This window comes from Acinetobacter proteolyticus (assembly GCF_000367945.1).
GTDB lineage: Bacteria > Pseudomonadota > Gammaproteobacteria > Pseudomonadales > Moraxellaceae > Acinetobacter > Acinetobacter proteolyticus.
Genome location: NZ_KB849179.1, coordinates 3,147,814 through 3,167,434, shown reverse-complemented (window position 1 = coordinate 3,167,434; position 19,621 = coordinate 3,147,814). Strand labels below are relative to the sequence as shown.

Annotated in this window: 19 protein-coding genes and 3 pseudogenes; 13 read left to right on the top strand and 9 right to left on the bottom strand. The window is 44.4% G+C overall.

Annotated features, from left to right (window positions below; translation table 11 throughout):
* Positions 1-73: 73 nt before the first annotated feature.
* Together F993_RS02380 and F993_RS02385 are read right to left on the bottom strand one after the other, a co-directional pair.
* A complete protein-coding gene (locus tag F993_RS02380; RefSeq protein ID WP_004657032.1) occupies positions 74-559 on the bottom strand; it encodes an ankyrin repeat domain-containing protein in 486 nt (161 codons plus the stop codon).
* A 125-nt stretch (positions 560-684) separates the two neighbouring features.
* Entirely contained in the window at positions 685-2,208 is a 1,524-nt protein-coding gene (locus F993_RS02385; protein ID WP_004657030.1) for a catalase, read from the bottom strand.
* Positions 2,209-2,405: 197 nt separating this feature from the next.
* On the opposite strand from F993_RS02385, the gene dtd reads away from it, so the two are divergent.
* Positions 2,406-2,846 (top strand): D-aminoacyl-tRNA deacylase, encoded by a 441-nt coding sequence (gene dtd / locus F993_RS02390; RefSeq protein ID WP_004657028.1) that lies wholly within the window; start codon positions 2,406-2,408, stop codon positions 2,844-2,846.
* 50 nt (positions 2,847-2,896) lie between these two features.
* Here the strand turns inward: dtd and F993_RS02395 are convergent, their stop codons facing one another.
* The 3 genes from F993_RS02395 to serB all read right to left on the bottom strand — a co-directional run bounded on the left by F993_RS02395 (position 2,897) and on the right by serB (position 5,487).
* Positions 2,897-3,376 (bottom strand): hypothetical protein, encoded by a 480-nt coding sequence (locus F993_RS02395; protein WP_004657026.1) that lies wholly within the window; start codon positions 3,374-3,376, stop codon positions 2,897-2,899.
* Positions 3,377-3,524: 148 nt separating this feature from the next.
* Positions 3,525-3,860, bottom strand: coding sequence for a ciprofloxacin tolerance protein AciT (gene aciT / locus F993_RS02400; protein WP_004657025.1), 336 nt, complete (start codon positions 3,858-3,860; stop codon positions 3,525-3,527).
* Positions 3,861-4,266: 406 nt separating this feature from the next.
* Positions 4,267-5,487 (bottom strand): phosphoserine phosphatase SerB, encoded by a 1,221-nt coding sequence (gene serB / locus F993_RS02405; protein ID WP_004657023.1) that lies wholly within the window; start codon positions 5,485-5,487, stop codon positions 4,267-4,269.
* Between the two features lie 61 nt (positions 5,488-5,548).
* On the opposite strand from serB, the gene F993_RS02410 reads away from it, so the two are divergent.
* The 12 genes and pseudogenes from F993_RS02410 to F993_RS20270 all read left to right on the top strand — a co-directional run.
* Positions 5,549-6,847: a hypothetical protein gene (locus F993_RS02410; protein WP_171066018.1), complete on the top strand. Its 1,299-nt coding sequence runs from the start codon at positions 5,549-5,551 to the stop codon at positions 6,845-6,847.
* A gap of 284 nt (positions 6,848-7,131) precedes the next feature.
* A complete protein-coding gene (ribBA, locus tag F993_RS02415; protein WP_004657019.1) occupies positions 7,132-8,253 on the top strand; it encodes a bifunctional 3,4-dihydroxy-2-butanone-4-phosphate synthase/GTP cyclohydrolase II in 1,122 nt (373 codons plus the stop codon).
* An 11-nt stretch (positions 8,254-8,264) separates the two neighbouring features.
* On the top strand, positions 8,265-8,735 hold the full coding sequence (gene ribH / locus F993_RS02420) for a 6,7-dimethyl-8-ribityllumazine synthase (protein ID WP_004657017.1): 471 nt from the start codon (positions 8,265-8,267) through the stop codon (positions 8,733-8,735).
* A 3-nt stretch (positions 8,736-8,738) separates the two neighbouring features.
* Positions 8,739-9,188: a transcription antitermination factor NusB gene (gene nusB / locus F993_RS02425; RefSeq protein WP_004657014.1), complete on the top strand. Its 450-nt coding sequence runs from the start codon at positions 8,739-8,741 to the stop codon at positions 9,186-9,188.
* Positions 9,189-9,202: 14 nt separating this feature from the next.
* Positions 9,203-10,120, top strand: coding sequence for a thiamine-phosphate kinase (gene thiL / locus F993_RS02430; protein ID WP_004657012.1), 918 nt, complete (start codon positions 9,203-9,205; stop codon positions 10,118-10,120).
* Complete coding sequence (locus F993_RS02435; protein ID WP_004657010.1) at positions 10,098-10,619, top strand: phosphatidylglycerophosphatase A family protein; 522 nt, start codon at positions 10,098-10,100, stop codon at positions 10,617-10,619. The genes thiL and F993_RS02435 overlap by 23 nt, the downstream gene beginning before the upstream one ends.
* A gap of 19 nt (positions 10,620-10,638) precedes the next feature.
* Positions 10,639-12,003: a bifunctional UDP-N-acetylglucosamine diphosphorylase/glucosamine-1-phosphate N-acetyltransferase GlmU gene (gene glmU, locus F993_RS02440; RefSeq protein ID WP_004657008.1), complete on the top strand. Its 1,365-nt coding sequence runs from the start codon at positions 10,639-10,641 to the stop codon at positions 12,001-12,003.
* A 12-nt stretch (positions 12,004-12,015) separates the two neighbouring features.
* On the top strand, positions 12,016-13,854 hold the full coding sequence (glmS, locus tag F993_RS02445) for a glutamine--fructose-6-phosphate transaminase (isomerizing) (protein WP_004657007.1): 1,839 nt from the start codon (positions 12,016-12,018) through the stop codon (positions 13,852-13,854).
* Between the two features lie 154 nt (positions 13,855-14,008).
* Positions 14,009-14,353, top strand: a pseudogene (locus tag F993_RS02450) (heteromeric transposase endonuclease subunit TnsA); the annotation flags it as partial.
* A gap of 55 nt (positions 14,354-14,408) precedes the next feature.
* On the top strand, positions 14,409-15,341 hold the full coding sequence (locus F993_RS02455) for an IS5-like element IS17 family transposase (RefSeq protein WP_081401976.1): 933 nt from the start codon (positions 14,409-14,411) through the stop codon (positions 15,339-15,341).
* Between the two features lie 52 nt (positions 15,342-15,393).
* A pseudogene (locus tag F993_RS02460) lies at positions 15,394-16,797 on the top strand (Tn3-like element ISAcsp1 family transposase); the annotation flags it as partial.
* Positions 16,798-16,848: 51 nt separating this feature from the next.
* Positions 16,849-16,971 (top strand): annotated as a pseudogene (locus F993_RS20270) (helix-turn-helix domain-containing protein); the annotation flags it as partial.
* A gap of 91 nt (positions 16,972-17,062) precedes the next feature.
* Here F993_RS20270 and F993_RS02465 read toward each other — a convergent pair.
* The 4 genes from F993_RS02465 to F993_RS02480 are packed head-to-tail and all read right to left on the bottom strand — an operon-like array spanning position 17,063 to position 19,599.
* Entirely contained in the window at positions 17,063-17,482 is a 420-nt protein-coding gene (locus F993_RS02465) for a PaaI family thioesterase (protein ID WP_000029507.1), read from the bottom strand.
* A 1-nt stretch (position 17,483) separates the two neighbouring features.
* Positions 17,484-17,948: a PaaI family thioesterase gene (locus F993_RS02470; RefSeq protein ID WP_000378064.1), complete on the bottom strand. Its 465-nt coding sequence runs from the start codon at positions 17,946-17,948 to the stop codon at positions 17,484-17,486.
* A 56-nt stretch (positions 17,949-18,004) separates the two neighbouring features.
* A complete protein-coding gene (locus F993_RS02475) occupies positions 18,005-18,976 on the bottom strand; it encodes a BtrH N-terminal domain-containing protein (RefSeq protein WP_000186299.1) in 972 nt (323 codons plus the stop codon).
* Positions 18,973-19,599, bottom strand: coding sequence for a TetR/AcrR family transcriptional regulator (locus tag F993_RS02480; RefSeq protein WP_000952904.1), 627 nt, complete (start codon positions 19,597-19,599; stop codon positions 18,973-18,975). Before F993_RS02480 ends, F993_RS02475 begins: the two co-directional genes overlap by 4 nt.
* Positions 19,600-19,621: the final 22 nt, after the last annotated feature.

Here is a 19,621-nt window from a genome sequence, read left to right as displayed (position 1 = left end):
CGATGGATATTTTTCTCAAAACCATGCCATTCAATGTCTTTTTAAATTCAATAGCTTAGAACAATAGCAAAGCTTAGTTGGAGAGCTCAGCCTGAATCTGTTTTAAGCGTTGCTGTTGTCCGAATTGAATTGCAAACTGTTCAGCGCTGAGTTGACCTGTTTTTGCGGCATTAACATCACAATCGACCTGACGCAATTGTTTGGCAATGCTCCATTCGGCCTTAACAATCGCCGCCATTAAGGCGGTATGTCCACGCTTGTCTCGAAGACAGCGATTGGCACCTTGTTTGATCAACACATTGACCGCTTCTTTTTGCCCGTAATAACTCGCCATCATCAATGCGCTATAACCGGAGCGATCCTGCACATCGATCGGAAAACCATGCTTCAAAAACTCTTGTAAAACTTCAACATTGCCTATTTTGGCCGCAGAGAAAAATAGCTCAACCACCTCTTCTGATCCGTTGATTGCGGCAGATGGGGTATCCGCATAGGCTGAGGCCGAAACACTGCCGCAGGCTACGCCAATTGCAAATAATGCAGTTCTGAAGTGAATCATCACAATATCCTAAAATTGAATCAGGAGTGCCTGTAACACTCACCCTAGGTGCAGGAAAGGCGATTGAGGTTACAGGACTTTCTGGGGGTAACATTCAGGCACCTGTTACCACATGCTAAAACTAGTTATTCGTCTTTCAATTGCGCTGCTTTCGCTTGAGCATTTTTAAGATTCACACTCACAGCCTTGGCAAGACGTGCCCCATAATCAGCATCGGCTTTATAGAAATAAGACACCATGATGGTCTTGGTCTCGATATCTTTGACTTGTCCAAGATCTGCCGCAAGATTACGAATCAAATCATTTTTTTCAACAGCTGAATAGCTGCGGTATAACTCTCCCGCTTGCTTGAAGGGTTGTTGTTTCTGAATCGCCTGCTGCATCACTTTACCTTGCAACGGCGTTTGTACAGCTCTAGCAGTCTCCGTTGCTGGTTTAGGCTCAATCGTACTTGGTTCATAGTTAACTTGAGACTCGGTTTGCCCCATATTCATAAAACCTTCTTGGTTGTTGTTATTCACCGCAACCCGAGGGCGATTCACTGGAATCTGCTGATGATTGGCGCCTAAACGATATAACTGGGTATCCGAATAAGAGAAGATACGACCTTGTAACAAACGGTCTTCTGACGGTTCAATGCCCGGAATCAAGTTGCCTGGTGCAAAAGCCGATTGTTCAGTTTCCTGAAAGAAGTTTTTCGGCATACGATTCAGGGTCAAGGTTCCGACTTTGACTTCAGGCACCACATCGCTTGGCCATATTTTGGTTGCATCTAATGGATTAAAATCAAATTTGTCCAAATCTTTTGGATCAAGTACCTGAATATACAAATCCCATTTCGGATAATTGCCTGCATACACATTTTTGTACATATCATTGGTCAAATGATTCCAGTCACGACCTTGGACTTCACGCACCTGATCGAGATTCAGACCTTTCACACCTTGTTTAGAACGCCAGTTGAACTTAACGTACTTATATTCACCTTTGTCGTTGTAGAGTTTAAAGGCATGCACGCCAAAGCCATCTAGCGTGCGGTAGCTTTCTGGTGTACCTAAATTTGAATAGACATAGGTCAACATATTGATTGACCAAGGCTGGCTTTTTAAGAAATCAAAAATACGATTCGGATCTTGGACATTGGTCACAGGATCAGGCTTCATGGCATGAACAAAATCAGGGAACTTGATTGCATCACGGATAAAGAATACGGGTAGATTATTGCCGACCAAATCCCAATTGCCCTGCTGTGTATAGAACTTCACGGCAAAACCATGCGGGTCACGTGCGGTTTCAGGCGAGCCTTTAGGATGGATGACTGTTGAGAAGCGAACAAAAACAGGGGTGGTTGTACCTGCCTTAAACATCGATGCGACCGTTAAATCAGACAAATCCTTACTTGCAACGAAATCACCATACACGCCTGTACCACGGGCATGCACCACACGTTCAGGGATACGTTCACGACCAAAACGTTGTAATTTTTGAATCAATTGCACATCTTGTAGTAGCGTTGCGCCATTCGCACCTGCTGTCATTGAGTTTTGATTGTCACCTACAGGTGCACCATTATCTTTTGTTAAAGGTGCTGCATACGCTGTGCCAAGCGTTGCTGCAATAATTGTAAATAAAAAAGTTCGCTTAAACATGCTATTAAATCCAAAATCTAAATACCTTTCCTGCACGGGGACTATACAAAGATTCAGACAATAGATAAAAAAGATAATTTTAATAAAATAAATCGAAAAATAAGATCATAGTAAATTCCCGGATTCTGCAAGCTCGATGTAAAGCAGCCTAATCTGCTAGACTGCGGCATCTCTAGCATACGGATCCTTACTTTTCTATGCGTGCATTAATTCAACGGGTCCTTGAAGCCAAAGTTGTGGTGGAAGGACAGACGACAGGTGAAATTCAACACGGTTTACTGGTGTTTTTAGGTCTAGGCAAAGAAGATACTTTTAAAACAGGCCAAAAGCTGATTGATAAGATTCTGAAATATCGAATTTTTGATGATGAACAAGGCAAAATGGGCTGGAATGTCAGCCAAGCCAATGGTGGACTGCTATTGGTCTCTCAATTTACGCTGATGGCACAAACACAAAAAGGCTTGCGTCCTGACTTTGGCCCTGCTATGCCGCCTTCAGAAGCAAAAGCGCTGTATGAACAATTGGTCGAGTATGCTCAACAACAGTTTAACCACGTGCAAACTGGGATTTTTGCCGCAGATATGAAAGTGCATCTGGTCAATGATGGTCCAGTGACTTTCAACCTAGAAGTCGAATAAATCACGGCAATAAAAAAACTCCCAATGGGAGTTTTTTTATGTCAGCTCATTTACTTGCCTGTTTTTTCTTTAATAAAGGCACGTGCTTGACGAATTTTTTCTTTGACTGGTTTTGGCACTTTAGGTGGAATCAGTTTTGCCGCCTGGTTAAACCACACCAATAAGCTAAAGTCACCTTCCATTTTAATGCTGCCATCTTGCATACCCGTCATAAATGCCGTCGGATCACCTTTCAACAAAGTTTTAACACCTTGCTCGCTTGACGCAAACTGTAAAATAAAATCTGCTTTTTCTGGGCTACCTGCAACGGTATCAATCTTGCCACGATTCACAAGAATCTGACGGGCAAAACCTAAATCTGTACCAATCTGAATACGGAATTCACGGTCATGCACCAATTCAATAAACTTTGGGCTGGTACGTGCCAATTGCTTCATACGTAACGCCAAACCTGCCACTAATAAATCCAGTGGATCAGTGCTTACATCAACGATAGGTAACTTAACCACAGGTAAAGAAGAAAGCTTCATGACAATTATGCCTACAGTATTATGATGAAAATTAAGACAACCGTATCCTAGCACAGTTGTAGAGCGGTCTGTAAAAGCTTTGTTGCAAAAAATTAGTACAAAAAAGGCATGCTGAGCATGCCTTTGATGTTGTTCGAATTATTATAATTTATCTGCTAGAACATTGTTGCTGATCGTCCTTATAAACAGGTGTATGTTCAATATACTGGCGATTTGCCAGCTGTTTTTGTGCTTGTTTGTCTTCACGTAAAAGAATAAATGTAACCGTCATCATCGCGAGGCTCAAGGCGGTTAGGTAGCTATAAGCAACGGACATCTCGAACATGGTTTGCACACCAAAGCGCACCACTTCTAATAGTCCCCAGCACAGCATACCTGCCAACATAAAACCTAACCAACGACGATAAGGAGAAAAGAAAACAGCAATAACTGCGACAGCGATTAAGCCAAATCCAACCAACATGGTGAAATTCGCTGCTTCCATAGAAACCTCCGTCTTAAAAAGGGTGATCTGTATCGTGTTCAGACCTCTATCTTGTTCTGTAATCTCTAACAGTACTTCGTGTTGCATTAACGTCTTTATGCATTATGGAGCGTTTTTTTTAGAAAAAAAGAGCCTGAAATTAACCTTACGACACAAGCTGTCGCAATATGCTTTTGTCATTACATTTTTAAAACATAGAAAAGTCCTGAATCTCCATATAGCATCAATTGCCGCGTGTCATTACAAAAAACTATGCCTCTTTTTTGCTGCAAAAAAACTTTTTTTGGAATTTTTTTATCGTTGTTTTTCTATACATTTAGACATAATTATGACGGATAAATGACGTACAAAAAATGAATAAGGCCGCTGAAAAAGCGGCCCTATGTTGAAGCATTTTAGCATCGGCTTAGGCGCGATTTAAATCTTTGTCATGCATACCTAACAAGTACAAAACACCATCCAAACCAACACTGGAAATCGCTTGATTGGCATTTTGACGAACCAAAGGTTTAGCACGGAACGCCACACCAAGACCTGCGATCGAGAGCATCGGTAAGTCATTGGCCCCATCACCCACGGCCATCGCCTGCTCTAGCGAAATGCCCATTTTCTCAGCCAATTGACGCAGTAACTCTGCTTTACGAGCACCATCAACAATCGCACCTTTCACCTCACCTGTCACCACACCATTTTCGACATCTAAAATGTTGGCATGTACTTCATCAATACCCAGCTTTACCTGAAGATATTCAGCAAAATACTGAAACCCTCCTGAAAGGATTACGGTTTTATAACCTAAGGCTTTAAGCGTTGAAATGAGGCGCTCTGCCCCTTCGGTTACCGTCAACCGTTCCGCAATCTTTGGCAGCACCGAAGCATCTAAGCCTTTTAATAACGCCACACGGGCACGGAAGCTTTGCTGGAAATCAAGCTCGCCCAGCATGGCACGCTCAGTAATTTCAGCTACTTGTGCACCAACACCTGCTTCTAACGCCAACTCATCAATGACTTCTTGCTCGATCAAGGTCGAATCCATATCAAAGCATACCAAGCGACGATTACGGCGATACGCATTGTCTTCCTGCACTGCCACATCAATATTCAACTCACCCGATAAACTTAGACAAGCTGCACGCATTGCCTGTGCATCCAGCATCTGTCCACTTAAACCAAATTGAACACAGGCACGGCGTGGAAATGGGCTTTCCGCATCAAGTTCTAAACGCCCTGATAAACGGGTGACTGTTTCAATATTAAAGCCCTGACTCGACACAATTTTTGTCACTGCTTGCAGATGTGCAGCGGTCAGTTCTGGTGCAAGTGCAGTCACGATATAACGTGTTCGACCACCTTCACTCACCCATTGATCATATTCTGCGTTGGAGATTGGTTTAAATCGCACAGTTAGGCCAATATCATGTGCTAAAATCAGAATCTCTTTCATTGCTAATGCTGTTGCGGTCTCATTATCCGATGCAACAACGATCCCAAGGGTCAGTTGATTATGGATAACCGCCTGACCGACATCGAGAATTTGCAAAGAATGTACGGATAGTACCTGCATTAATCGAGTAAACTGATTCGGTTGATCTGGTCCTAGAAAGGATATAAGAATGATTTCTCGCATGAATTGACTCGTGGTTGAGCGACAACTATTGTAAGAATCATAACATAACCCATGAATCTATTTGCCTTGGAAGTTTAACTTGAATGCGCCTCGCCAAGGGCTATTTGCTAGCCTACTGATCGTAAGTTTTGCATTGCATACCTTTTTATTGGTGATTGCAACGACACATCAACTCAATGAAAACCGCGCTAGCCAAGGACAACTGATGACCAGTCAGTTAGTGGCAGATAGTCTTGCAGAGTTGGAACCAGCCAATACCGTTTCACTGGCCTTGGTGGCAAATCGTTATGCCACCAATCCAAGTGTTGCCTCTATTCGGATCTTGGACGCCAATAAACAAGTGCTTGCAACCAGCGGCATGGCCAAAACTCGCCAAGGTGAAGTGTTTGTTCGTGATGCGCTACAAAATGAAAAGAAAGTGGGTACTGTTGAAATTACCTTAATCCAGCCGAGTATCGGTGAGATTTTACGGACTCAATGGTTGGCTATTTTAGTTTCTTTATTTATTCATGGCTTAATCTGGTTGGCTTACCGTGCGATTGCACGTCCAACCCGCAGTGAATACTTGGCACGCATCAATCAAGAAAATCACCTCAAGCATGAGATTCAGCGTTTAACCCAAGCATTGGCCTTGGAAAAGCAAAATACCGTGACCTTGGTTGCTCAGGCACAACAACAAGCAAAAGCCCAACCAAGCAAGCCACGTGTTGAAAAAAGTCCAATCGAGTCAGCACAATTGGATGATCAAGCTCTAGCGCTCAACATTCAGTTTTATGATCCGAAGCAATTACTAAGCAGTGTCAATCAATCTGTTTCTGTCCCCTATTTCAAGCTGTGCCAATTGTTCTTAGATAAAAGTATTGTGCTCTGTGCCAAGCATTACCAAATTGATCCTGCTCAAATTCAAGTGGTACAGGAATTTAATGCGGAAGGCGCAACTCTGGCAACCAGCTCGGAAAAATCACATGCACTGGAGTGTCTGATGATGGTCGGTGCGGTGTTCCAATTATTAGCAGATGTTCTGTATAAACGTTATCGTGAAGATAAACGCTTTGCGCTACAAACTCGTGGTGCAGTGGCAAGTGCGGTAGATGCCATGCAACTGGATGCCGTTGAAGCGGCAAAGCGCTTGGCGCAACATTTACATGCCAAAGAGGCAGCGTTGCATTTAAATCACGAGCAACTTAAAAACATTCAAAACTGTTATGAATTGGTGGCGATGCCAAATCCAAGCAATATCATGACGCGCCACGCGTTTATGATTAATGGTATGAATGAGGAATGTGCAACCCTTGCCCAAACGCTGCGTACCGAAATTTTAATGGGTAAAAAAGCCAAGGCATCGACAGAGTTTGAATAAATCACGGTTCGCGCAAGTGAACCGAATTACCTCAGCAGAAGGCTTTGTCTCAGGATAAAGCCTTCTGTTTTTTTATTTAGACCAGTCAATCTCAACCGGATAAAGACTCAAAGCTTTCTGATTAAATGGCAAACACGACTCTCAATAAAGTATGGCCTGATCAGTTTTTTAACCTGTCATGTTATTGATAAAGAAGCACAGGCGAAATTTTTTAAAATGCGGTAAACTATGCCAGATTTATCGAATACTAGTGCCTGAAAAGGCAGCATCAAAGGTGAAAGCGAATGCCGCTGAGTCGTGTTGAAGAGCTTGTCGCAGATATTCGTGCAGGCAAAATGGTTATCCTTATGGATGACGAAGATCGTGAAAATGAAGGTGACTTAGTCATCGCCGCAACGCATGTTCGTCCTGAAGATATTAACTTCATGATTACCCATGCACGTGGTTTGGTCTGCCTGACGCTTAGTCGTGATCGTTGTAAGCAACTCAACCTTCCTTTAATGGTTGATCAAAATGGTGCGCAACACGCAACCAACTTCACCCTTTCGATTGAAGCGGCAGAAGGCATCAGTACCGGTATCTCAGCCGCTGAACGTGCACATACCATTCGTACCGCAGTGGCGGCACATGCCAAACCAAGTGATATCGTTCAACCGGGTCACATCTTCCCATTGATGGCACAACCGGGTGGTGTACTACACCGTGCAGGTCATACCGAAGCAGGTTGTGATCTCACCCGTTTAGCAGGTTTAGAGCCAGCCTCTGTCATCTGTGAAATTATTAATGATGACGGTACAATGGCACGTCGTCCCGATCTAGAAGTGTTTGCAGAAAAACACGGCTTAAAAATCGGAACCATTGCAGATCTGATCCATTATCGCATGACCAATGAGCAAACCGTTGAACGTTTGTCTCAAGAAAGCATCGAGACAGAATACGGCGCATTTGAACTGTATAAGTACCGTGAAATCGGTAATCCAGATATTCACATTGCCTTAGTTAAAGGTGATCCGAAACAAGGCGTGACCACTGTTCGTGTACATGGTTTCAGCCCGATTCGTGACTTATTGAAACTCAATAAAGCCGATGGTTCGTCTGCTTGGAATTTAGATCTTGCAATGAAAACCATTGCTGCCAGTGATCGTGGTGTGTTGGTGTGGATTGGTCAGGATCACCTAGAAGACCTAGGCCCTGCACTCAACAGCTTAAACCAACCAAAACCATTGAAATCCAATGCAGCACTTTCTCATCAATATCAGACCATTGGTGTCGGTGCACAGATTTTACGCGATTTAGGTGTTGAGAAAATGAAGTTGTTGAGTTCTCCACTTCGTTTCAATGCCTTATCTGGTTTTAATTTAGAGGTAGTGGAATACATCACTGCCGATCAAATCACAGCAAAATAATCGAGGTTGCTATGGCAATTCGCCGAATTGAAGGTTTATTACATCTCGCAAGCGAAGGTCGTTATGCGATCTTAGTGGGTCGTTTCAACAGCTTCGTGGTTGAACATTTACTCGAAGGTGCGATCGATACATTGAAACGCCACGGTGTTGCAGAAGAAGCGATCACTGTGATCCATGCACCAGGTGCCTGGGAACTGCCGATCGTTGCAAAAAAATTAGCGGCTTCAAATCAATTTGATGCCATCATTGCATTAGGTGCAGTGATCCGTGGTAGCACACCACATTTTGATTTTGTTGCAGGTGAATGTGCAAAAGGTTTAGGTGTAGTTGCACTTGAAAGCACAATGCCTGTGATCAATGGTGTCTTAACCACAGACAGCATTGAACAAGCAATTGAACGTTCTGGTACGAAAGCAGGTAACAAAGGTAGCGAAGCTGCATTGACTGCAATCGAAATGGTTAACTTATTAAAGGCAATTTAAAGCATGTCGCAAACACTTCAGGCCGCTTATGCAGCGAAACGCAAAGCACGTCGTTTTGCTGTACAAGGGATTTATGAATGGCAAATGAGTCATAACCCAGTTCATGAAATTGAAGCACGCACGCGTGTTGAAAATGCCATGCACAAAGTTGACCTTAACTATTACCATGAATTGCTCACTCAAGTGGTTGCTCAACATGAAGCTTTAGATGAGTTACTCATCCCTGTACTTGACCGTGAGTTAAATGCCCTGGATGGCGTAGAACTTGCAACCTTACGACTGGGTGCATATGAACTCCGAGATCACCTAGAAGTGCCGTACCGCGTTGTACTTGATGAAGCGATTGAGCTAGCTAAACACTTTGGTGGTGCAGACAGCCACAAATACATCAATGGTGTATTAGACCGTCTTTCATCGAAGCTGCGTGAAGCTGAAAAACAGCAAGCAAAATAATAGGCTTGTGTTAGATGGCTGAGTTTTCAATTATTGAGCATTACTTTAAACGTACATCCAATACCGATGTCAGTTTAGGCATCGGTGATGACTCGGCTATCGTTACTCCCCCTCCTTCGCAGCAACTGGTGATCTGTGCAGATACACTGGTCGCTGGTCGCCATTTCCCCTTAGACACCGCTGCCCATGCCATCGGCTGGAAAAGTGTTGCAGTCAATTTATCGGATTTGGCGGCAATGGGTGCAAAACCCCACAGCATTTTACTCGCCTTGAGTCTTCCTGCAGTTGATCATGACTGGCTGGCTGGCTTTAGTCAGGGCATCTTTGATTGCTGTGATCAATTTGGCGTGAGTCTGATTGGGGGTGATACCACCCAAAGTACCCAATTGACCATCAGTGTGACCGCCTTAGGTTGGATTGAACACGGTCAGGCCATTACCCGTGCAGGTGCTCAGGTCGGTGACTATATCTGTGTCAGCGGCCAAATTGGCGATGCTGCGTTTGGATTACAACATCTTGGCCATGCTTTGCAACAGCGCCTTGATTATCCAACCCCACGTTGTCAACTGGGCCAACAGCTGAAGGGGTTGGCTAGTAGTATGATTGATGTGTCTGATGGACTTGCCCAAGACCTTGGGCATATTCTGAAAGCCTCTCAGGTGGGTGCAAGCTTACAGCTTGAGAAACTTCCGTTAGATCCATCACTGAAACAACTAGATTTGCAACAAGCTTGGCATTATGCGCTTGCAGGTGGCGATGATTACGAATTATGCTTTACAATATCACCGCAAAACTTTAAACAACTGTCGCAACAACAATTAGATGTTCCGCTTACAATAATCGGCGAAATTACCCAACAAACTGGATTGTTATTTAAGTATATGGGCAAAGCACACCCATTACATGTTCATGGATACCAACACTTTGCATAAGCCTCCCATTCACTTTAACCAAATGACTTGGTTCAACCGCTTCATCGTGTTCTGCGGTGTCGGTTTTGGTTCTGGTTTAGCACCCAAAGCCCCTGGAACCTTTGGTTCTGCCTTTGCACTGTTATTTACGCCGCTATGGCTCTATCTCGGTCTATCGGCCAGTATCGTCGTGGTTGTTTTAATGTCTTTGATTGGCATTTATATCTGTGGACATACCGCTAAAGTCATCAATGTGCATGATGATGGCCGCATTGTCTGGGATGAGTTTGCAGGACAATCCATTACCCTACTGCCTTTGCTCTATTTACAGCAAATGAATTGGCTATGGGTCATTGTCGGCTTCATCTTATTCCGTATATTTGATGTCTGGAAACCATTCCCAATTAGCTGGGCTGACCAAAAAGTGTCTGGCGGCTTAGGGATTATGCTGGATGATATCATTGCTGGTCTTTGGGCAGCACTCTGTATTCTTATTTTTCATTTTTATCTTTTGACTTAAGCCACTATTAGAGTTAGTTATGTCAACAACTGTTATTATTCTTGCAGCTGGGAAAGGAACGCGGATGCGTTCACAATTACCAAAAGTATTACAACCACTTGCAGGTCGTCCTCTGCTTGGACATGTGATTCAAACCGCAAAAAAACTCAATGCCCAAAACATTATTACCATATATGGACATGGCGGTGAGCAGGTTAAGCAAAGCTTTGCAGCAGAACAGATCGAATGGGTTGAGCAGGCAGAACAACTCGGCACAGGTCATGCCGTACAAATGACCCTACCTGTTTTACCGCAAGAGGGTGTGTCGCTAATTTTATCAGGCGATGTACCTTGTATTCATGCAAATACGTTACAAAAATTATTGGATGCATCAACTCAGACAGGCATTGGCTTAGTAACGCTCACAGTCGATGATGCAACAGGTTATGGCCGTATTGTCCGTCAAGACGGCAAAATTCAAGCCATTGTTGAACATAAAGATGCCAATGAGGCGCAACGCCAAATTAAAGAATTTAATACCGGCATTTATTGTGTCAGTAATGCAAAACTGCATGAGTGGTTGCCTCAACTTTCCAATGAAAATGCGCAAGGCGAATATTATCTCACCGATATTGTCGCGATGGCAATTGCAGATGGCTTAGAGGTCGCCTCAGTTGAACCCGAGCTTGCATTTGAGGTTGACGGTGTGAATAACCGCTTACAACTTGCGACCTTGGAACGTCAGTTCCAACAGCAACAAGCCAAAGAATTGATGCTACAAGGTGTTCACTTAATTGACCCAAATCGTTTTGATTTACGTGGTACCTTAAGCTGTGGACAAGACGTACAGATTGATGTCAATGTCATCATCGAAGGTGATTGCGAGTTGGGTGATAACGTCCAACTCGGTGCAGGCTGTATTCTAAAGAATACCCGCATTGCAGCAGGTACTAAGGTTCAGGCTTATAGCATTTTTGAGAATGCAATTGTCGGTGAAAATACCCAAATTGGGCCTTTCGCGCGTTTACGCCCAGGTGCCAATCTTGCCAATGATGTGCATATCGGTAACTTTGTTGAAGTGAAGAACTCGAATATGGGTCTAGGCTCAAAAGCCAATCACTTTACTTACTTAGGTGATGCCGATATTGGCGCGGGCTGTAATATTGGTGCGGGTACCATTACCTGTAATTATGATGGTGCCAACAAACACCGTACCATTATTGAGGACAATGTATTCATTGGAACCAATAACTCCTTGGTTGCACCAATCAAAATTGGTCGAGGTGCTACAACGGGTGCAGGATCAACCCTGACTCGAGATGTGGCTGAGCATAGTTTGGCTGTCGAACGATCAAAACAGTTTGAAAAAGCAAATTATCAACGTCCCCAAAAACTGAAAAAATAAGAGGATAAAATTATGTGTGGTATTGTTGGTGGCGTTGCTGAACGTTGTGTAACCGATATTCTGATTGAAGGACTAAAACGTCTGGAATATCGCGGCTATGACTCTGCTGGTTTGGCATTACTCAATAATCAGAAAATCCTACGTGAACGTCGTGTTGGTAAAGTTGCCAACTTGGCCGAAGCCGTATCAGAACAACATTTAACCGGTAATGTGGGTATCGCACACACGCGTTGGGCAACTCACGGTAAACCGACAGAAAATAATGCCCACCCGCACGTTTCGGGTGATGTTGCAGTGGTTCATAACGGGATCATTGAAAACTACCAAGAACTCAAAGATGAATTGCAAGCTTTAGGCTATGTATTTACCTCGCAAACCGATACTGAAGTGGTTGCACATCTTGTGCACGATGCGTTAAAGCAAACCGATAGCTTGTTGGAAGCGGTACAAAAGATTACACCACGCCTTAAAGGTGCTTATGCACTTGGGATTGTGCATACGGCACATCCAGACGAATTGATTACAGTTCGTGAAGGTTCGCCACTGGTGATTGGTGTCGGTATTGGCGAGAACTTCATTAGCTCAGACCAATTGGCATTATTGCCTGTGACCAATCGCTTCGTTTATTTAGAAGAAGGTGATATTGCGCGCTTAACCCGTAGCAGCATTGAGGTCTTTGTCAACGGCGAGCCTGTACAACGTCCAGTCAAAGAGTTAGATGCAACGGTCAGCAATGCATCTAAGGGTGAATATAAGCACTTCATGCTGAAAGAAATCTATGAGCAGCCTGAAGCGATTCAGCAAACCATTTCTCAAGCATTGAACGGCAATAGCTTACGTGAAGATTTCCTCAATCATGCCAATGCCGATTTTGACAAGATTCAGCAAATTCAAATTATTGCCTGTGGGACCAGCTATCATGCGGGGATGATTGCCAAATATTGGTTTGAACAACTGATTGGCGTCCCTTGCCAAGTTGAGATTGCGAGTGAGTTCCGTTATCGCAGCCCAGTGATTGTGGCAAATACACTGTATATCTGTATTTCTCAATCAGGTGAAACTGCGGATACTTTAGCCGCGTTGCGTGAAACCCAGAAACGTGCCAAAGCCAATAGCATTGACATCAATACCATGACGATTTGTAACGTTGCAACCTCATCAATGGTACGTGAAACAGATCATCATTTACTGACGCTTGCTGGTCCTGAAATTGGGGTGGCATCAACCAAAGCCTTTACCACGCAACTTGCAGCATTGATGTTATTGATCTTAAAAATTGGTCAAGTCAAAAATCGCTTGTCTGATACTCAATTGAATGAGATCACAACAGCATTGTGGCATTGTCCAAAAGTGATTTTGGACACCTTACAGGGTGACACAGAGATTCTGCGTTTATCTGCATTGTTCGTTGAGAAAAATCACTGCTTATTCTTGGGCCGTGGTACACACTTCCCGATTGCACTTGAAGGTGCATTGAAACTGAAAGAAATTTCATATATTCATGCTGAAGGTTATGCTGCAGGTGAATTGAAGCATGGGCCATTGGCATTAGTGGATAATGAAATGCCTGTGGTGATTTTAGCGCCGCAGGATGACATGCTCGATAAACTCAAATCGAACATGGAAGAAGTACAAGCCCGTGGTGGTGAATTATTTGTCTTTGCAGATGAAAATAGCGGTATTCACGGTAAAGACCGTCAACACGTGGTTCATGTGCCAGCAGTAAATGAATGGCTGGCACCGATCGTTTACAGCGTGCCTGTACAACTGCTGTCTTATCATGTTGCAGTGTTACGTGGTACTGATGTCGATCAACCACGTAACCTCGCCAAGAGTGTTACGGTCGAGTAATTCGATACGGCGTATCAGCGTCGTTTGTAGTCAGACAATAAAGTCTCACACCAAACAATAAAGTGTCATACTAAACAAAAAAGTATCATACTAGATTGTTTGTTTTATGAACACCTGTTATGCTCATTTCAAATGAACACAACAGGTGTTTTTTATGCTATCAGTCCAACAACAGCAAAAATGGATCAAAGATGGCCGAGGCGATGGTGAGTTATCATCATATAAACCGTGGTTGACTGTTCGGGATCTATCATCACTTGGTCGCTCTCATCGAGTTTACGGCCATAAAACGAAGCGGACACATCATCTACTCTCTGACTTAGAGCTCGCTATTTTCTTAATTTTAGAATGGAATCCTCTGATTCAAGATATACGAGAACAATTCCCTCTTCGGATAGAACAAACTGAAGAAATCGCCCATTTAACTTGTATTCCACACCCTGCCGTTAGAGGCATTAAGCAGATAATGAGTACGGATTTTTATGTATTTAGTTCCGACGGGCTTTGTTGCACAAACCTATCTGTAAAGGCTTTTTCAGCGATATAATTTTCAAATGAAGAAGCCTACACACAAAATCTACCGCACAACCAATTGGCCCGCATATAACCGAGCACTCATGAGTCGCGGAAATATTGCCATTTGGTTTGATCCTGCTACGCAATGGTATGCTCCATCAAAAGGCAAACAAGGGCGAAATCAAACCTACTCCGACGCAGCTATCCAATGCTGCTTAATGATTAAATCTCTATTCCGTTTGTCTTTACGTATGGTTACTGGCTTTGTGCAAAGTCTGATTAAACTTTGCGGATTAAATTGGACAGCACCAGATTATTCCACCATTTGTAGAAGACAAAAGCATATTGATATTGCAATCAGCTACCAAAAAAGTAGCGATGGGCTGCATCTACTCGTAGACTCTACAGGCATGAAGTTTCTAGGTGAGGGCGAATGGAAACGCAAGAAACATGGAGCTGAATATCGTCGCCAATGGCGTAAACTACATATTGGTATAGATGCCAAAACCCTACAAATACGCGCTATTCAGCTCACAACCAATAATGTCAGTGATTCACAGGTGCTTGGTGATTTACTTAATCAGATTCCACAAGATGAGCAGATTGACTCTGTTTATACCGATGGAGCTTATGACACCAAGCAATGCCGTCAGGTCATTGCAGATCGGCAAGCATATGCGGTGATTCCACCTAGAAAAAATGCGAAACCATGGAAAGATACAAAGAGTAGATCGCTAGAGCGAAATAAATTACTTCGAACAGTTAAACGTTTAGGCAGGACATTATGGAAAAAATGGTCAGGCTATCATCGCCAAAGTTTGGTGGAAACCAAGATGCATTGCATCAAATTATTAGGCGATAAATTAATGGCAAGAAGCTTTCCTAGTCAGGTGAATGAAATTCATGCACGTGTAGCAGTTCTCAACAGATTTACGGAATTAGGTCGACCACTTACCCAAGTTACGCCTTAAATTTGGCACAATTAGGGGCGCTTTGCATTTCAAATCTTTGTGCAACAAAGCCCTATTGGAGCAGAAATTAGCAATCATTAATCGCATGGCAGCGACCAACGATTTGCCTGATGCGATGATCAATCAATCTGGTCTAAAAATAACACCTCTCGATGCCGTGGCTCCTGATACAGCCCAAACTTTAATTGACCAAACAGCAATGCTGTTACCACATATCAAGATCACCGAATTATTAATGGAGGTCGATGAATGGACAGGCTTTACTCGACACTTCACTCATTTGAAAACGGATGACACTGCGAAGGATAAAGCGTTATTGCTCACGACCATACTGGCTGATGCAATTAATTTAGGGCTGACGAAAATGGCCGAATCATGTCCTGGTACAACTTATGCCAAACTCTCATGGCTACAGGCTTGGCATATCCGTGATGAAACTTATTCAACGGCATTGGCCGAATTGGTGAATGCTCAATTGAAACAACCTTTCGCTGAAAACTGGGGAGATGGCACTACCTCCTCATCAGATGGCCAACGCTTCCGCGCAGGTGGCAGAGCTGAAAGTACAGGACATATCAATCCAAAATATGGCGCAGAGCCTGGAAGGTTATTTTATACACACATTTCTGATCAATACGCACCATTTAGCAGTAAGCTGATCAATGTGGGCGTTCGTGATTCAACCTATGTTCTTGATGGGCTGCTGTATCACGAGTCTGATTTACGCATCGAGGAACACTACACCGATACGGCTGGATTCACCGACCATGTTTTTGCACTCATGCACATGCTAGGGTTTCGATTTGCACCACGAATTCGTGATCTGGGCGATACGAAACTCTATATTCCAAAGTCAGACATAGACTATGCCGCACTTAAACCCATGATTGGCGGCACACTGAATATCAAACAGATTCGTACTCATTGGGACGATATTTTGCGTCTGGCCGCATCAATCAAGCAAGGGACTGTCACAGCGTCGCTAATGCTACGTAAACTCGGTAGTTATCCACGACAGAATGGTTTGGCATTGGCATTACGAGAGCTGGGGCGTATTGAGCGCACACTGTTTATCTTGGATTGGTTGCAAAGCGTAGAACTACGCCGTCGGGTTCAAGCTGGATTAAATAAAGGTGAAGCCCGTAATGCATTAGCGCGCGCCGTTTTCTTTTATCGATTGGGTGAGATTCGAGATCGAAGCTTTGAGCAACAGCGTTATCGAGCCAGTGGCTTGAATCTAGTGACCGCCGCCATTGTATTGTGGAACACGGTTTATTTAGAGAGAGCGACTAACGCCCTACGAGGGCATGGTCGCACAGTCGATGATACCTTGCTGCAATATCTGTCACCGCTGGGGTGGGAGCACATCAATTTAACTGGGGATTATCTATGGCGAAGCAAAGCCAAGATAGGTGGTGGAAAATTTAGGCCATTGCGCGCAATTGAAAAACCTTAGCGTGCTATATTTTCCGTTTCCTGAGACGACCCCTACAAGGGCCGTAAGCCGTCACTGACTCCTGAACAAGTGGCTCTGCTGCATCAACGTCTTGAATCTGGCGACTACAAAACCAAGCGAGCATTGGCGAAGGAGTTTGGGATTTCTGCGCCAACGCTGTATCGGTATCAGTAGTAGTTCCAGCTATTTGATATTATTTGTCTATCTATTGAAAATTTTTCTGAGTAAAACAGGGTCGGCATCCTGAACTGAGCTTGCTCCAATTTTATTTGCTGCTAACCGTAAACAGGAATCGACCGATACAAACCAACTTGCCATCAAGTAGTAACTGAACCGATACTGTCGTAATGCGCCGACCCGCACGAACAATACTGGGGACTGCCTGTAACGTACCTATAAATGCTGGCCGCAGGTAATCAAAGGTCATCGTGGAGCATAAGGGCAGCTCATTATCACCACGCTGACGGGCAAGATAGGCGGCGGCGGCCACTTCACCAAAACTCGCGAGAATGCCGCCATGAAACGTGCCAATCATCGGGTTGCCGATATGCGAATCACGAAAGTCCATAAAGTACTGTATTTCTCCATGTTGCATTTCCTCACGAAAACCTAGAAAATCGACAAAAGGCTCGTCACACAATTTTAGTGGGGGTGTTTCCGCGCTCATCTGATTTACTATACTCATATCACTCGCCTCGCGCTTCATTGCTGTCAAAAGAGGGTCCCATCGTGCCGATTGCGAAAGAACCAGTGACAGTAGCCAGTAGCTCACCACTGTCTTCTGCAACCGCTCGGCCCGTGATAAAGGCCACCGTATCGGTTCTACCAATGCAATCCACTATCGCCTTTAAACCTACCGCAGAGGGAATACGTCGCAAAAAATCGACACGCAAATCAATAGTGGCAATCGGCTCTAACGACCGCAATGACGAAAAAATAGATAAGCCGCAAGTCGTATCCAGCAGCGTCACCAAAGCCCCTCGATGCAGTGAGCCTTTACGGTCAGAGAGTTGCTCAGAGAAGGGCATCGTCATCTCGGCATGACCATCGCTCACTGCACCAACACTAATATTGAACATATTGAATAAAGGGTGATTAGTACCAAAAAACGCCTTAGCCATGGTCAGGTGTGCCGTGTTATTACTGTCCATTTTTGAACTCCCGCCATTGCTGGCTGATTTTATTGCGAAAAAATTAGCGGCACGTCTCAAAGTGCAAGGGCGGCATCTGTATAATTACGTTCGGCCTGCATCACCGCCACAATGGCCTCTTCAATGGCGGCATATGGAAAGTTTGTGCTTTCCGAGGCAGACTTCAAACACATGGCTAATGCCGTCCATGCTTTTTCGCAAGCCCTCATTAACAGGGGCAGTCGATATTGCTGTACACTTGCGTCATAGTGAACCGCTTCATCAAGGAATTCAGCGTACATTTTGCGGAAGCCGCCGCCACCTGTGCCACGCTTTTCAATAATTTGGTAGGCAAATCGGGTCGTCCAGTGCCAATCGCCTGTGGCTCCCCAACGACTCAGTTCGGCCAGCCATGTTTCCAGTGCCGATATGCCACTCACAGCTAATGACTTGGCGTTGTCATGGATGACACCGGTAATCATCTCGGGGGTAATTTCGCCTTGAAACGCGGTGGGCGTGAACATATTGCCATAGTGAATAAATGGGGGCTGTGTAGAAAAACGTGCGCGGGTCAGTGCCTCTCGCGTCACCGACAAAACACTCGGACGCTCGGTATCGGTGACAAATACCGCACCTGTCTCTGGATTTCTCGACCAAGCGGCTATGGCGTGACCGGGAAAGTGCGTGCTGCTGTTGAAGTAAGGTAAATAAAAAATATCCGTCAGCAACAGGGTGGGGTGACCCGCATCCAAACATTTCTCCAGCGCGGTGGCTGCCGATTCGGGTGACTCGAAGGTTTGCCACTCAAAGGGTATACCGATACTTTCAAATACGCGCGCTTCAAACCCCAAAGACCGCACATGCACTAAAAATGGCACAGGGGCGTCAGCCATTTCCAAATAGGTCACGCCAAGCCCTGAGCCTAATCCAAAGCACATGGCCTCGGAAATATTCAGCCCATTAAACTCGAGCAAATCACGAATTGCGGAGCTGCCACAATGCCTCCCGATGGCGTGCGTGATACGGGATGGAGTCTTATAGTTGGTCACAGGTTTTTTGCCTCTTCGTGAAAATCTGGATTAAGGATGCCTCTTGTCATCATCTGCCATATCGCATCCGCGATCTGTTCAAGATTGTACTTACCATTTTCTTTATACCAAGTGGCAGCCCAGTTTATTGCTCCTAGCCCAATCAGTCTTAACAGATCTGCATCCACATCGTTTCGGATACAACCATAAGACTGCAGATCATCAAGAATTGTCTGCCAATATCGCTCGTATCTGTCTCTCTCAGCAATAATCTGCTCACGTGCGACTCCATGTACCGAGCGCCACTCAAACAACAACACATAAACCATATCGTCACCCGACATAAGGATATCGACATGTGTCTGCAGTGCCGATTGCATTTTTTTGAGTGGATCTTGAATCGCGGAAGTCGCCTCAACAATCCTGTAAATAGTTCTCTCAATAGCAAGCCGCATCATATCAACCAAAATATCGTCTTTACTACGATAGCGGTAATGCAGACTGCCTGGAAGAATACCACAAGCACTGGCAATTTCTCGCACACTGGTACGCTCAAAACCCTTTTCTCGAAACAGCTTGGCAGAAGCGGCTAATACTCTCTCGCGGTCAGCAACTTCGACTCGCGTAGATTCACTACTCAACATAGTTTGACTCATAACATTATAT

What these genes read in the sequence shown, in the direction of transcription:
- F993_RS02435 (WP_004657010.1), top strand. Translation starts at nt 10,098, where the DNA reads ATGGATACCAACACTTTGCATAAGCCTCCCATTCACTTTAACCAAATG.
- nusB (WP_004657014.1), top strand. Translation starts at nt 8,739, where the DNA reads ATGTCGCAAACACTTCAGGCCGCTTATGCAGCGAAACGCAAAGCACGT.
- ribH (WP_004657017.1), top strand. Translation starts at nt 8,265, where the DNA reads ATGGCAATTCGCCGAATTGAAGGTTTATTACATCTCGCAAGCGAAGGT.
- F993_RS02465 (WP_000029507.1), bottom strand. Translation starts at nt 17,482, where the DNA reads ATGAGTATAGTAAATCAGATGAGCGCGGAAACACCCCCACTAAAATTG.
- F993_RS02455 (WP_081401976.1), top strand. Translation starts at nt 14,409, where the DNA reads ATGAAGAAGCCTACACACAAAATCTACCGCACAACCAATTGGCCCGCA.
- aciT (WP_004657025.1), bottom strand. Translation starts at nt 3,860, where the DNA reads ATGGAAGCAGCGAATTTCACCATGTTGGTTGGATTTGGCTTAATCGCT.
- serB (WP_004657023.1), bottom strand. Translation starts at nt 5,487, where the DNA reads ATGCGAGAAATCATTCTTATATCCTTTCTAGGACCAGATCAACCGAAT.
- glmS (WP_004657007.1), top strand. Translation starts at nt 12,016, where the DNA reads ATGTGTGGTATTGTTGGTGGCGTTGCTGAACGTTGTGTAACCGATATT.
- F993_RS02385 (WP_004657030.1), bottom strand. Translation starts at nt 2,208, where the DNA reads ATGTTTAAGCGAACTTTTTTATTTACAATTATTGCAGCAACGCTTGGC.
- dtd (WP_004657028.1), top strand. Translation starts at nt 2,406, where the DNA reads ATGCGTGCATTAATTCAACGGGTCCTTGAAGCCAAAGTTGTGGTGGAA.
- ribBA (WP_004657019.1), top strand. Translation starts at nt 7,132, where the DNA reads ATGCCGCTGAGTCGTGTTGAAGAGCTTGTCGCAGATATTCGTGCAGGC.
- thiL (WP_004657012.1), top strand. Translation starts at nt 9,203, where the DNA reads ATGGCTGAGTTTTCAATTATTGAGCATTACTTTAAACGTACATCCAAT.
- glmU (WP_004657008.1), top strand. Translation starts at nt 10,639, where the DNA reads ATGTCAACAACTGTTATTATTCTTGCAGCTGGGAAAGGAACGCGGATG.
- F993_RS02395 (WP_004657026.1), bottom strand. Translation starts at nt 3,376, where the DNA reads ATGAAGCTTTCTTCTTTACCTGTGGTTAAGTTACCTATCGTTGATGTA.
- F993_RS02380 (WP_004657032.1), bottom strand. Translation starts at nt 559, where the DNA reads ATGATTCACTTCAGAACTGCATTATTTGCAATTGGCGTAGCCTGCGGC.
- F993_RS02480 (WP_000952904.1), bottom strand. Translation starts at nt 19,599, where the DNA reads ATGTTGAGTAGTGAATCTACGCGAGTCGAAGTTGCTGACCGCGAGAGA.
- F993_RS02470 (WP_000378064.1), bottom strand. Translation starts at nt 17,948, where the DNA reads ATGGACAGTAATAACACGGCACACCTGACCATGGCTAAGGCGTTTTTT.